General features: G+C 35.3%; 10 protein-coding genes and 3 tRNA genes. 4 read left to right on the top strand and 9 right to left on the bottom strand.

The window, feature by feature from the left end:
- Positions 1-8: 8 nt before the first annotated feature.
- Together yfmH and yfmF are read right to left on the bottom strand one after the other, a co-directional pair.
- Entirely contained in the window at positions 9-1,283 is a 1,275-nt protein-coding gene (yfmH, locus tag RDV49_RS02515; RefSeq protein WP_003009212.1) for an EF-P 5-aminopentanol modification-associated protein YfmH, read from the bottom strand.
- Between the two features lie 8 nt (positions 1,284-1,291).
- Positions 1,292-2,539 carry an EF-P 5-aminopentanol modification-associated protein YfmF gene (gene yfmF / locus RDV49_RS02510; protein WP_037608173.1) on the bottom strand — a complete coding sequence of 416 codons (1,248 nt, stop codon included), beginning with the start codon at positions 2,537-2,539 and terminating at the stop codon, positions 1,292-1,294.
- A 155-nt stretch (positions 2,540-2,694) separates the two neighbouring features.
- Between yfmF and yaaA the strand changes: the two genes are divergently transcribed.
- Both yaaA and recF read left to right on the top strand, forming a co-directional pair.
- Positions 2,695-3,057 (top strand): S4 domain-containing protein YaaA, encoded by a 363-nt coding sequence (gene yaaA / locus RDV49_RS02505; RefSeq protein WP_003009216.1) that lies wholly within the window; start codon positions 2,695-2,697, stop codon positions 3,055-3,057.
- Positions 3,057-4,151, top strand: a complete 1,095-nt coding sequence (recF, locus tag RDV49_RS02500; protein WP_003009218.1) for a DNA replication/repair protein RecF — start codon at positions 3,057-3,059, stop codon at positions 4,149-4,151. The genes yaaA and recF overlap by 1 nt, the downstream gene beginning before the upstream one ends.
- A 45-nt stretch (positions 4,152-4,196) precedes the next feature.
- On the opposite strand, the gene guaB is transcribed toward recF, so the two are convergent.
- Positions 4,197-5,678 carry an IMP dehydrogenase gene (gene guaB / locus RDV49_RS02495; protein ID WP_003009220.1) on the bottom strand — a complete coding sequence of 494 codons (1,482 nt, stop codon included), beginning with the start codon at positions 5,676-5,678 and terminating at the stop codon, positions 4,197-4,199.
- Positions 5,679-5,821: 143 nt separating this feature from the next.
- Complete coding sequence (gene trpS / locus RDV49_RS02490) at positions 5,822-6,850, bottom strand: tryptophan--tRNA ligase (protein ID WP_037608177.1); 1,029 nt, start codon at positions 6,848-6,850, stop codon at positions 5,822-5,824.
- A 205-nt stretch (positions 6,851-7,055) separates the two neighbouring features.
- On the opposite strand from trpS, the gene RDV49_RS02485 reads away from it, so the two are divergent.
- On the top strand, positions 7,056-8,681 hold the full coding sequence (locus tag RDV49_RS02485) for an ATP-binding cassette domain-containing protein (RefSeq protein WP_003009224.1): 1,626 nt from the start codon (positions 7,056-7,058) through the stop codon (positions 8,679-8,681).
- A gap of 49 nt (positions 8,682-8,730) precedes the next feature.
- Positions 8,731-11,298 (top strand): YfhO family protein, encoded by a 2,568-nt coding sequence (locus tag RDV49_RS02480; protein WP_003009226.1) that lies wholly within the window; start codon positions 8,731-8,733, stop codon positions 11,296-11,298.
- 99 nt (positions 11,299-11,397) lie between these two features.
- Here the strand turns inward: RDV49_RS02480 and RDV49_RS02475 are convergent.
- The 5 genes from RDV49_RS02475 to RDV49_RS02455 all read right to left on the bottom strand — a co-directional run bounded on the left by RDV49_RS02475 (position 11,398) and on the right by RDV49_RS02455 (position 14,115).
- Positions 11,398-11,471: transfer RNA gene (locus RDV49_RS02475), tRNA-Asn, on the bottom strand.
- Between the two features lie 8 nt (positions 11,472-11,479).
- A tRNA-Glu gene (locus RDV49_RS02470) sits at positions 11,480-11,551 on the bottom strand.
- Positions 11,552-11,601: 50 nt separating this feature from the next.
- Entirely contained in the window at positions 11,602-12,360 is a 759-nt protein-coding gene (locus RDV49_RS02465; RefSeq protein WP_003009229.1) for a response regulator transcription factor, read from the bottom strand.
- Positions 12,357-13,697: a sensor histidine kinase gene (locus RDV49_RS02460; protein WP_003009231.1), complete on the bottom strand. Its 1,341-nt coding sequence runs from the start codon at positions 13,695-13,697 to the stop codon at positions 12,357-12,359. Before RDV49_RS02460 ends, RDV49_RS02465 begins: the two co-directional genes overlap by 4 nt.
- 344 nt (positions 13,698-14,041) lie before the next feature.
- Positions 14,042-14,115: transfer RNA gene (locus RDV49_RS02455), tRNA-Arg, on the bottom strand.

The raw sequence follows: 14,115 nt of genomic DNA, 5'->3' as shown, positions 1-14,115 counted from the left end.
ATTGTTTACTACTTTTGAAAAATCATATAGTCAACTATCTCAGCCTGGTCGATGAACTGACGTCCTAATTTGATGATATCTTGTAAACTAATACCTTGTAAAATCTTTGGAAGATCATAAGAAGTGCTACCGTCTGAAAAATATTCAAACTGAGTGGCACTATACTCAAGCGAATTTAAACCTTGTAAGAAATCACCAAACATTTCGCTTTTAATCGTATCCAAATGTTCCTGATTCACATCTGGATCCTTCTCAAATTGTTTGATCGCTGACCTAAATTGATGAGATAAGGACACCGGTTCTTGAGTATCCATTGTCAAAATAACGAAATGAAATAATTCCTCAACCTCGACCTCAAGTGTCAATGAGTTGTCAATCTTCCCAGCTTCATATAAACTTTGAAACCGTTGCGAAGTCCAACCAAACATCATCGAAAATAGTAATTTCAACATCAATTTATAACGAAATTTTTCCTCTTCCTTAATGATATCATTTCCTCGAATTCCAATTGCCAACTTCGGAGTAGCAACTTCCATTCTACAAGATTGATTCAATTTTACTTCATTTTTTTCTACAGGAAAACGTTCTAACTCCACAGATGGATGAGGAGGAACTAGATCATATTTCTTTACTACTTGCAATACTTCATCAACATCAAAGTTTCCGATCACTAATAAGTGCATTTGAGAGGGATGATAGAATAGATCAAAGTTTTCACGGAGATTATCTATTGTAATGTCAGAAATAGACTCCCTAGTCCCAGCAATATCATCTGCTAACGGTGTTCCAGGATATAAATTTTCTAAAGCACCAAAAAATAATCGATAGTCTGGACTATCTTGGTACATTCCAATTTCTTGTTGAATGATTTCTCTTTCCTTAGATACAGATTTTTCTGTAAAGGAAGCCTTTGAAACCATCTCCAATAACAATTGAATATTCTCAGGGACTTTTGAAGTTGTTGAGAAAAGATAACTTGTCTTTGTAAAGCTTGTAAAGGCATTACTTTCCGATCCTAAATGAACGAATTTTTTTAAATAATCTTGACCATTTTCATCTTCAAATACCTTGTGTTCTAGAAAATGAGCAATTCCTGCAGGATATTGCCTTTCATCCCCATTCACTAGAATTCGTGTATCCACTGAGCCAAACTTAGTTGTGATTATTCCATAGGTTTCATAATAATCTTCTTTGGGAATGAAATGAATAGTCAACCCATTTGACAAGCGTGTAAAGTAAACTTGCTCACCAACTGATTCATAATATTTTTCTTTAATTTTCAATCTTTACACTACTTTCCTTCCATAAAATAAACAGACTGTAAATTAATTGTTTTTGCCACTTCAATAATTTCTTCTCTACTAACCTTATCGATAGATTCTAACCACTCTTCTAAAGAAAGGACTTTCGTTCCTAGGATCGTTTTCAGATATTCCCTTTCAATCAAAGTATTTTGCCGATCCTGTGCTAATAAGGTTGTATTTATCAACATTTCTTTTGTCAATTGAAGCTCTGACTCTGTAAACTTGCCTCGTTTTAAATCATTCAGCTGTCTCATAATCAAGGTCATTACTTTCGTGCGAGATTCCTTATCAATGCCTGCAAAAACTCTCATAAAGCCTGTAAAAATATCAAAATGGCTCGAGATGGTATAAGCAAGACCTTCTTTCTCACGAATTACTTGAAAAAGTCTTGAATGCGAGAAAGCTCCCAGCATCCCATTTAATACAACTAGTGGGATATGGAGAGATTCTCCATATTGGGTAGAAAAATGGTAACCTAATTCTAAAATAGATTGTTGATTTTGTTTTTGCTCTAACTTTTCTCTAACAACATTTGTAAAAGGTTGTTGATAGTTGACAGATAAATGGTTATCACGTGGCTTGAATTCAAGTTGGTTCACTCGATCCACAATAGCGACCTCATTAAAATCGCCTATGAAAAAGAAGTCAATGTTATCAAAATGAAGCATCTGGTGAAACTGTGAAAGAGAACTTTGAGCTGTCTCTTGTCTCACTAAATCAACTTTCCCCAATCTTGACATCCCGATTGTTTCGTCTTCAAAAAATAGTTGATTCAATTGCCCATGTGCATAATAATAAGGCTCTTCAATTTCTGACTCCAAATCGGAAATCGTATTTTTCTTTTCAACGTCAAATGTATCACTGTCAAAGTGATCTTCTACTACCAAAGGTGAAAAGAAGATAGTTTCTATAATGTCCAAAACTTCATCAGTAAGAACATTTTTCTTGCTCAAAAAGTCATCGCGCACAAAGGAAATATTCAAATCAACATAATGAACACGCCCCCTCTTAGAGACTGAGGTTGACAATTCTACCCCGTATAGACTCGCTAATTTTTCACGGAATAATTGTGAAGTTGGATATTTTTGATTTGCAGTTTCCATCATACAGGCTACTAAAACACGCGCAGCCACGGTATTTTCATCTAATGGCGATGAAAAACGGACCTTAATTTTATTGGTTTTAAATTTTTTTGATTGAAGAAAGTGAAGATTCACGCCCTTTACTAATTCCATTTTCATCCTCGTTCTACTCAATAGTAACTTTCATTATAACACGAAATCACACTAAAATCCTAATTCAAACTGTGAAAAAGCTCCTCAAATCACTCAACATTCTCTACCCTAGAAAAACTAAAAATATGGTATAATAACACGCAAAGAGGTGAACTATGAATTACAAATTATTTGATGACTTTATTACATTACAAGCAATCTTAAAAGAACTCGGTATTATACAGAGTGGTGGTGCAATCAAAGCTTTTCTTCAAGAAAAAGAAGTCTTTGTTAATGGTGAATTAGAACAACGGAGAGGCCGTAAACTTCGTGTCAATGATCAAATTGACATTCCTGAACTGAACATGACTATCACCATTCTTGAACCTTCTCAAGAAGAAATAGAAGAGCATCTTAAAGAGAAGGAAGAAAAGGAACGTGTTGTTAAACTTGTCAAGCAACTCAATCAACAACAAAAGAAACTACCGACAAAGACTAACAAAAAAGAAAAAGCAATTCGCTTTCCTGGTATCTCCTAATGTGGTTAAAACACTTATCCATTCAACATTTTCGTAATTATCAAGAACTTGAAGTCGAGTTTCATCCTGGATTAAATATTTTCCTAGGTCAAAATGCTCAAGGAAAGACCAATATTCTCGAATCAATTTATTTTCTAGCTTTAACCAGAAGTCATCGAACACGAAATGATAGAGATCTCATCTATTTTGAATCCACCGATTTTAAAGTTTCTGGTCAATTACAAAGAGAAACTGGTCCCCTTCCATTAGAAATTTCCTTGACACCAAAAGGTCGGATAACTAAGGTAAATCATTTGAAACAAGCCAAATTATCGAACTATATTGGCCATATGAATGTTGTCCTTTTTGCACCCGAAGATTTGCAACTGATCAAAGGATCACCTGCAGGGCGTCGAAAGTTTATTGACATTGAATTAGGTCAGATGAAACCTCTCTATTTATCCGACTTATCTCAATACAACCATGTACTGAAACAAAGAAACAGTTATCTAAAAAATTCGGAAAAAATTGATGCTACATTTTTGGAGGTCTTAGATTCACAACTAGCTAGTTTTGGAAGTCGCGTCATCCATCATCGGCTTGAGTTTATTAAAAAATTAGAAGCTAAAGCAAAAGAAAAACATACTCGACTTTCTGACAACAAAGAAGCCCTATCAATTCAATATCAGTCAACTGTTTTTTCTGAAGAAGGAAATGATATAGAAGAGCAGTTTCTCTCTATGTTGGAAAAAAACCGTCAGAAGGATATTTTTAGGAAAACAACAAGTATTGGGCCTCACAGGGATGATTTGGCATTTTTTATCAATAATATGAATGCTACCTTTGGTAGTCAAGGCCAGCATCGAAGTGTTGTTCTCTCTCTAAAATTAGCAGAAATTGAATTAATGGAAGAAATCACAAGAGAAAAGCCGATTTTACTACTTGACGATGTCATGAGCGAACTTGACAATTATCGTCAACTTCAACTACTTGAAACCATCTCTAATAATATTCAAACATTTATTACAACGACCACTCTCGATCATTTAAAAGACCTGCTTGAAGAGTTGAAGATTTTCACTGTTCAAGCCGGTCATATCAAAACAGCATCTTGACAGAATTGTCAAGATGCTGTTATTTTTGTTTACAAATGTGTAAATTTATTGTGCTGAGTAGTTAGGAGCCTCGTTTGTGATTTGCACATCATGAGGATGGCTTTCTTTCAATCCTGCACCACTCATTTCAACAAATTGTGCATGATCATGTAAATCTTGAATGGTTGCTGCACCAACATAACCCATACCTGAACGAATACCACCGATCATTTGGAATACCATATCTGCTACAGAACCTTTATAAGCAACACGTCCCTCAATTCCTTCAGGAACCAATTTATTGGCTTCATTGACAGATCCTTGGAAGTAACGGTCGCTAGAACCTTTCTTCATTGCTGCAATAGATCCCATACCACGGTATGTTTTAAATTTACGACCTTGGAAGATTTCTGTTTCACCTGGTGCTTCATCTGTACCTGCAAGCATTGAGCCAAGCATAACCGCATTTCCACCAGCTGCGAGTGCTTTGACAATATCTCCTGAATACTTGATACCGCCATCAGCAATGATCGTTTTTCCATATTCACGAGCTACAGCGGCTGCGTCATAAATAGCAGTCACTTGAGGAACACCAACCCCTGCAACAACACGAGTTGTACAGATTGATCCTGGACCAATTCCGACCTTAACTACGTCTACCCCTGCATCAAATAATGCACGAGCACCTTCAGCGGTTGCAATATTTCCTGCAATCAAGGTACGATCTGGGAAGTGGGCACGAATTTCTGCAATCTTACGAAGAACACCCGCAGAATGTCCATGAGCAGTATCGATGACAATTGCGTCTGCACCAGCTTCAAAAAGAGCTTCTGCACGTTCAAAAGTATCTGAAGTAACCCCTACGGCACCAGCTACAAGCAAACGACCAAATTCATCCTTAGCCGCATTTGGGAACTCAATAACTTTTTCAATATCTTTGATTGTAATCAAGCCAGAAAGACGACCATTTTCATCTACCAATGGTAATTTTTCAATACGGTGCTCTTGTAGAATTCGTTCAGCTGTTTCCAAATCAGTTCCAACCGGTGCAGTCACCAAATTTTCACTCGTCATATGATTTGAAATGGGTTGATTGTAATCAGAGATAAAACGCAAATCCCGGTTTGTAAGGATACCAACTAATTTACGATTTTCAAGAGTTTCAACAACAGGAACACCACTGATTCGGTATCGTCCCATCAACTCATCTGCTTCTGCAATTGTATGAGACGGAGTCAAATAGAACGGATCAATGATAACCCCATTTTCAGAGCGTTTTACTTTGCGTACTTCATCTGCCTGTTGCTCAATTGACATGTTTTTATGGATAACACCAAGTCCACCAGCACGTGCCATGGCAATTGCCATTTGACTTTCAGTCACCGTATCCATAGCAGCAGTAATGATTGGGATATTCAAGCGTAAATTACTTGCTAATTGTGTACTTAAATCTGCATCATTAGGCAATACATGACTTTCTGCTGGAATCAAAAGCACGTCATCGAATGTAAACCCTTTTTTTAAAAACTTTGTGTCCCAATTAGACATTAGCTGGATCCTCTTTTCTTTTTATTTGAGCAAGGCTCGAATTTTTATTGTTAATATCATACCATTCTATGGCAATTTGTCAATCATTTATTGGTAAATTATCAATGAACAGTAAAGAAATGTTCGCTATTAATGAAGTCGTTTTATTTTTTAAAATAGGTAATTCCCATCGCAGATTTTACTTCATCCAGTGTTTGAGCTGCTACATTTCGAGCGCGCTCACTTCCTTTTTCAAGAATAGAGTAGACCTCACCCATATCCTTTGCAAACTCAAGTCGTCTTTCACGAATTGGTCTTAATTCACGATCTAAAATTTCTAAAAGATATCGTTTGGTCTTTACATCACCAAGTCCACCACGTTGATAATGTTCTTTCATTTCTGCAATTTCAGCTACATCTTCTGGACGGCCAAATACATCCAGGTAATGAAATACCATATTGCCTTCGATTTTTCCTGGATCCTCTACTTTAATATGATCAGGATCAGTATACATACTCATCACTTTTTTCTTTAAAGTATCTGCATCATCAGCTAGGTAAATGCCATTATTCAACGATTTAGACATTTTAGCATTTCCGTCTAAACCGGGTAAGCGCCCTGCTGCTTCGTTTTCAGGATAAATCCCTTCCGGTTCCACCAAAGTATCTGTGTTGTAAGCATGATTAAAGGAACGAACAATCTCACGAGCTTGCTCAATCATTGGCTTTTGATCATTTCCTACTGGAACAAAATTTGCTTTAAAAGCTGTGATATCGGCTGCTTGTGAAATAGGGTATACCAAAAATCCTGTTGGAATACTCTCACCAAAACCTTTTTGAGAAATCTCGGTTTTTACAGTTGGGTTTCTTTCAAGTCGCGCCAAAGATACTAGATTCATGTAATACATGGTCAATTCCGCTAATTCAGGAATCTGACTTTGAATGAAAATCGTAACTTTTTCAGGATCTAGTCCAGCTGCCAGATAATCCAAAGCAACATTACCAATAGATTCTACAATCGTTTTTGGATCTTTTGCATGGTCTGTCAAAGCTTGCTGGTCTGCTAGAAAAACAAACATATTATACTCATCTTTATTTTGCAACAAGACGCGATTTTTTAAAGAACCAACATAGTGGCCAATATGGAGTTTTCCTGTCGGTCTATCTCCTGTCAGAATGATGGGTTTTGTCATACTCTTCTCCTTAATCGTTATCCCTATCATTATAGCACTTTCTAGTTGAAAATGTTAGTCTATCCTCTATGTTTGTAAGGAATTAACACTTTACTAAACTGTCAATTTCGTTTACACCATTGTAAAAACAAATTGACAGTAAAAAAGTTGAATTTTCCCCTATTTTCTAGTAAAATGAAGACATTATAGAAAGAGGAGAAAATCATTGCTTACAGTATCAGACGTCTCACTACGTTTTAGTGATCGAAAATTGTTTGACGATGTCAATATCAACTTTACAGAAGGAAATACATACGGTCTCATCGGTGCCAACGGTGCTGGAAAGTCAACCTTTTTAAAAATTTTAGCTGGAGATATTGAACCAACAACTGGTCATATTTCTCTTGGCCCTGATGAACGTTTGTCTGTTTTGCGTCAAAATCACTTTGACTACGAAGACGAGCGGGTCATCGATGTTGTCATTATGGGAAATGAAAAGCTCTACAACATTATGAAGGAAAAAGATGCTATCTACATGAAAGAAGATTTCTCTGATGAAGATGGTGTCCGTGCAGCTGAACTTGAAGGTGAATTTGCCGAACTTGGTGGATGGGAAGCAGAAAGTGAAGCATCTCAATTGCTTCAAAATCTAAATATTTCAGAAGACCTTCATTATCAAGCTATGAGCGAGTTAGCCAATGGGGATAAAGTGAAAGTTCTCTTAGCTAAAGCCCTTTTTGGTAAACCAGATGTCCTTCTTTTGGACGAGCCGACCAATGGATTGGATATTCAATCCATTACCTGGTTAGAAGATTTTCTGATTGATTTTGAAAATACGGTTATCGTTGTATCCCATGACCGCCACTTTTTGAACAAAGTCTGCACCCATATGGCGGATCTCGACTTTGGAAAAATTAAACTTTACGTCGGAAACTATGATTTCTGGAAAGAATCTTCTGAACTTGCAGCAAAATTACAAGCAGATAGAAATGCAAAAGCTGAAGAAAAAATTAAACAATTGCAAGAGTTTGTCGCACGTTTCTCAGCCAACGCTTCAAAATCAAAACAAGCAACTTCGCGTAAAAAAATGCTTGACAAGATTGAACTTGAAGAAATTGTTCCATCTAGTCGGAAGTACCCATTTATCAACTTTAAGGCAGAACGAGAAATTGGTAACGATCTCTTGACAGTTGAAAATCTTTCTGTCAAGATCGATGGAGAAACCATCCTTGACAATATCAGCTTTATCTTACGTCCTGGTGACAAAACCGCCCTTATCGGACAGAACGATATTCAAACAACCGCTTTGATCCGTGCATTGATGGATGATATTGAATATGAAGGAACTGTCAAGTGGGGAGTTACAACTAGTCGATCATATCTACCAAAAGACAACAGTCGTGATTTTGCAGGTGGTGAAAGTATTCTTGATTGGCTTCGTCAATTTGCAAGTAAAGAAGAAGATGACAATACTTTCCTTCGTGGTTTCTTAGGACGGATGCTCTTTTCGGGTGACGAAGTTAACAAGTCTGTCAACGTCTTGTCAGGGGGAGAAAAAGTTCGTGTCATGTTGTCTAAATTGATGCTCCTCAAGTCAAATGTTCTTGTACTGGATGATCCAACCAATCACTTGGATTTGGAGTCTATTTCAAGTTTGAATGATGGATTGAAGAATTTTAAAGAATCGATTATCTTTGCCAGCCATGACCACGAATTCATTCAAACACTCGCCAACCATATTATCGTTCTTTCAAAAAACGGCGTAATCGATCGTATTGATGAAACCTATGATGAGTTTCTTGAAAATGAAGAAGTTCAAGCAAAAGTGAAAGAACTTTGGAGTCAATCATAAAAATAAAGAGCCCTGAAATAATGATTTCAGGCTCTTTCAGTAGAAATATATGAATAAAACAAAGCTAAAAACATCCCTTTTTATAGTATCTTCTTTCCTGATTCCAGCTATCATGATGTTCTTTATTTACCTCTCGCAAGGAATCTACTGGAACAGTGATACATCCCCCTTATTAGGAGATGGTTATCATCAGTATGTCATTTTTGATACCACACTTCGAAATATTTTACACGGGACAGATAGCCTATTTTACAGTTTTCAAAGTGGACTAGGCATTAATTTCTATGCACTCAGTAGCTATTATCTAGGAAGTTTCTTTTCTCCTCTTGTCTTCTTCTTTAATGCACAATCCATGCCGAATGCTGTTTACCTCATCACTCTTCTTAAATTTGGAGCTATTGGGTTAAGCACTTATATTAGTTTACATGGAATGTTTTCTAAAATTCCTAGATCCCTGGTTCTTACCCTTTCAACCTCATTTGCTCTTATGAGCTTTGCTATCAGCCAAATTGAAATCAAAACTTGGCTTGATGTTTTTATCCTAGCACCATTAATTCTTTATGGATTCAAAAAACTCATTTACAATGAGGGAGAGATTCTCTACTTTATCAGCTTAACCAGCTTGTTTATCCAAAATTATTATTTTGGGTTTATGATGTCTATTTTTCTTATTTTATGGTACTTGACACAACTGTCATGGGACATCAAAGGAATTGGAAAACGCTTCTTTCATTTTGTGATTGTATCTCTTTTATCAGTTATAACAAGCCTTGTGATGTTATATCCAACCTTCTTAGATTTACGCACTCATGGAGAAAGTTTTTCAAATGTTGACAGTATCTTTACAGAAAAAAGTTGGTATCTTGACGTATTTGCAAAAAATTTCATTGGAAGTTTTGACACTACTAAATATGGATCAATTCCAATGATCTACGTGGGATTATTTCCACTTCTTTTAGCGATTACCTTTTTCTTTGTAAAGTCGATCAAGTTTCACGTGAAACTTTCTTACTTTATACTCTTGACCATTCTTATTTTGAGTTTTCGTTTTCAATTATTAGATCTCCTTTGGCAAGGTATGCACGCGCCAAATATGTTTCTTCATCGATACTCTTGGATCTTTTCTTTGACGATTATTCTGATGGCAGGAGAAGTACTAAATCGAATAGAGGAGATCACTTGGATTCGTTTTAGTCTTGCTAATTTCCTCCTTATTCTAGGATTTGGAGCAACTGTCCTTTACAGCAGTCACTATAAATTTTTAGATGCTGTCAATTTTATTGTTACTTTTGAATTTTTAATTGCTTTCTATTTGGTCTGTTTAGGATTTATCCTAAAAAAGATACCGCCTAGACTTTTCTATCTTTCGATCCTTTTTTTCTCCATTTTTGAATTATCGGTAAATAGTTATTATCAAATGGAAGGAATTGCGAATGAATGGGTCTTTGCTTCTCGATCATCCTACGAACGCGACTTAAAAGCCATCCAATCCTTAGTAAGAGAGAAGACAGACTCAAATTATCGGACTGAGATTCTACATCCACAAACGGGCAATGATAGCATGAAGTATGGTTATAATGGAATTTCTCAATTTTCATCTGTACGAAATACGGATGCTAGCTCGACATTGGACAAACTAGGATTTAAATCTGAAGGAACTAACCTCAATCTTCGATACCAAAACAATTCTATTTTAATGGATAGTCTATTTGGTGTTCGCTATAATTTAAGCCAACAACCTGTTCAAAAATTTGGATTTAAAGAGATTGCAACCAAAAATGGAGTCTCACTTTCAGAAAACGAATATGCCTTACCAATCGCCTTTCTGTCAGCAAAACCTTATAAAAATACTTCCTTTACGAATTTGACACTGGATAATCAGACACGATTCATCCATCAAATCACGGATGAAAAATATAAATTTTATAAGAAATTAAATATTCTCTCGCCTACTTCACAAAATACTACATCTTCGTTGCAAACTGCAAAAATTGAAGAAGATAGTCATCTTTCCTACGCAAGTATTCAATATGAAGTAACGGTTCCTACCCATAGCCAACTATATGTCAATGTTCCAAATTTACAATTTTCAAACGATGATCGGAAAGATATTGAAATCAGCTACAATGGACAGACCCAACGCTATACCATTGATAATGCCTTTCCATTCTTTTCAATTGGCCATTTTGACACAGAAGAAACAGTTACTATTCGTATGAGTTTTCCAGAAAATTCGACAGTCTCCTTTGATACACCAGAATTTTTTGCTCTGGATCTTGACCAATACACACAAGCTATCGCTAGTATTCGTCAGCAAGAAGTTGCTATTCACAAAAAGAAAAACAAATTGGTAGCAGCCTATAACGCAAATAGAGACACTACCCTTATTTTTACACTCCCTTATGATAAAGGCTGGTCAGCTAAACAAAATGGAAAGCCTATCCAAATTCATCGCATCCAGAAAGGATTGATGGGAGTTCGTGTTTCAAAAGGATCCGGAACAGTCACCTTAACATTTGTTCCCCAAGGCTTCATTGAAGGACTCATTGCCTTTTTCATTGGAATCATTCTCTTCTTCCTCTACGAATGGAGACAAATAAAAAGACGAAAAAGTTAAGGAATCTAACCATCGTTCACTTATAAATAAAAGGCTAGGATAGTCATTATCCTAGCCTTTTTCAAAACAAAAAAAACACCCAAATGGGTGCTATACTAGCTCCGCCAGTAGGACTCGAACCTACGACATCATGATTAACAGTCATGCGCTACTACCAACTGAGCTATGGCGGAATGAGATATAGTCCGTACGGGATTCGAACCCGTGTTACCGCCGTGAAAAGGCGGTGTCTTAACCCCTTGACCAACGGACCATATATTCATTAACAGAACATATCCCATTATATCAAAATTTAACTAATTGTCAAGCACTAAATTCTAAATTTTGCTCTTCAATTAATTTTTTGGCACGTTTGATATTGCTTCTTGAGATTGGACAAGAATACCCTTCTTTCAACAGCAGCTGTTTCTTTTTCTTATCCATTCCAATGATCATACTTCTATTCACGATAAAAGATTGATGGGGACTGAAATATCTCTCCTCCACATCTTTCTCCAAGACATCTGATAAACTTCCCGCAATTTCTTTTTGAAAATTTTTCCCAACTAAGTTTAATTTATAAGCCGAACCAACAGTTTCAATATAAAGAATATCCTTAAATGGAATTTTTATCTTTTTATCCTTAAAGTCATACTCAAAATAATCTGTCAAATCATCATTTCCAATTTGAATAGTTGTTAGGTACTCAATACACTCCTTGATTTTTAATCTAAATAAATCTTCATTCAAATTTTTATCAATAAAATCTAAGGCAGATACTTTATAACGATAGGTAATCGAAGCGAATTCTGATTTTGTAGTAATAAAAACAATAATGGCATAAGGATTTGCTTCTCGTATTTTTTGAGCAATTTCCAGCCCACAATACTCATTGTCTTGGATATGAATATCTAGAAAATATAATTGGTGGATATCCGAATGTTGGATATAATTTTCAAATTCCGAAATTTTACCGGTAGAAATCACTTCAAGTTTAATTTCTAATTCCTTAGCAATTTCTGCAATATGTTTTTCTACCCGTATCTGTTGAGAGAGCTCATCTTCTAATAAAAAAATCTTCATTCTTGTTCGTATCCTCCAATCTTCAAAACTTGTAAAAAACGATTTCCTTGCAATTCCGTTTCTAAAAACATCGTTCCATAATTTGCTAAGATTTTTCTCACATTATTTAATCCTAGTCCTCTATTTTCTCCTTTTGTCGAATAGCCTTCTTCATATATTTTTCTAATATCAAAAGTGATTTCATTTGTTGTATTATGAATCACTAAGTAAACAATTTTTGAAATAGAGAAAATAGCAATATGAACTTTCTTTTCTTCTGCTTCTTTTGAAGCTTCCAAAGCGTTTGTCACTAGAATCCCAACGATTCTCACGATATCTAATAAATCAACTGGTAGTTGCTCGATTGGTTCACTCGTTTCAAAGGTCATTTCCACCCCAGCATCTCTTGCATCCAACCAGCCTCGAATCAAAATACTTCGTAAAGCAGAATCTTTGATATTGACCAAGTTGAATCCTGATAATGCTTCTGTATTGATCTCTTTATAACCTTTTTCCAATACTTCTCTATGGATTCTCTGTATTTCTGGAATATTTTCTTCCTCAATAGCTAATGACATAGAAATAACTAAATTTCCCAAATCATGACGAAATCCCCTAACAATAGAATAGAGACTTTGAATTTCAGCCATATACCGACTCATTTGTTGCTCAGAAAATTCTTTATACTCCAGTTCTAAATTTTTACGATACTGATCTCGCTCGATTTTCATATGGAATAAGCTGACTACAAAAGAGAAAAAACAAATCGTTGCCAACATACTCCCAAAATTTTTAAATTGCGCTTGTTCACTAATCCATAAAGCAAAATTAATCACTACAAATATAGCAAAATAAACACAGATGAGTCTCTTTAAATATTTTTCAAATTCTTTCTCATAAAAAGGAGTGAAATCAAATTCAAATAAGTCAATTAACTTCAAAATGATTCCTAAAGAGACCAAACGAATGCACATATTGTAGACAATCGAGTAAGCTGCTACTACAGCATCCCCCAATACTGAAGAGACAATTATCGTCAGAAAAGTTGCTGTTCCTTCAACCGCTAAATAAGTAAAAAAAGAATAAAAAATGGCGCACAAGCGATTCGTCCGATTGGCATAATGATAATAAGGATATAAATAAACCGGCCATAAGAGCATATTTAAATCAGAGAGTCGAATATTTGAAAATAAAGTCACATCTAAAAATACTAAGAGACTTTCAAAAAGAAGAACAAAGGTGCTCAGCAGAAAGATAAATGCAAATTGATGTTCCTGATAGATTTTTTCGTCCACTAATGCAAACGTCAGAACAATGATCCCTCCCAAGAGAAAAGACAAGATTAATGACTGAATCACACAAACTCTCCCACTTTGTTTTTTCTATTTTATTATACTTTAGTATTATTATAAAAAATTTTTATATACAAAAAATTATAATATAAAATAGCCTAAAATTAAAGGGAATAGGTAAAATTGTAATGTTTTTAATGTTTTTGTTACATGAATGAAAACTATTTTACACAATTTATATAATCTACACTTTGCACTATATAGGGATTGTTAGTTCTTTTTTTAAATATTCCTAATAAATCATTTCATTACTATTTGTCTATAGTGAAGTATACAAAAATTAATAGATAATGAAAATTTATACATTTTTACATAAAAGAAAAGATGCAGCAAAAGCTGCATCTTTCATTTGATCCCAGCAGGATTCGAACCTGCGACCGTTCGCTTAGAAGGCGAATGCTCTATCCAGCTGAGCTATGAGACC

This window comes from Streptococcus parasanguinis (assembly GCF_031582885.1).
GTDB lineage: Bacteria > Bacillota > Bacilli > Lactobacillales > Streptococcaceae > Streptococcus > Streptococcus parasanguinis_M.
The sequence above is the reverse complement of the archived record's forward strand: the minus strand, read 5'-3'. Positions and strand labels throughout refer to the sequence as shown.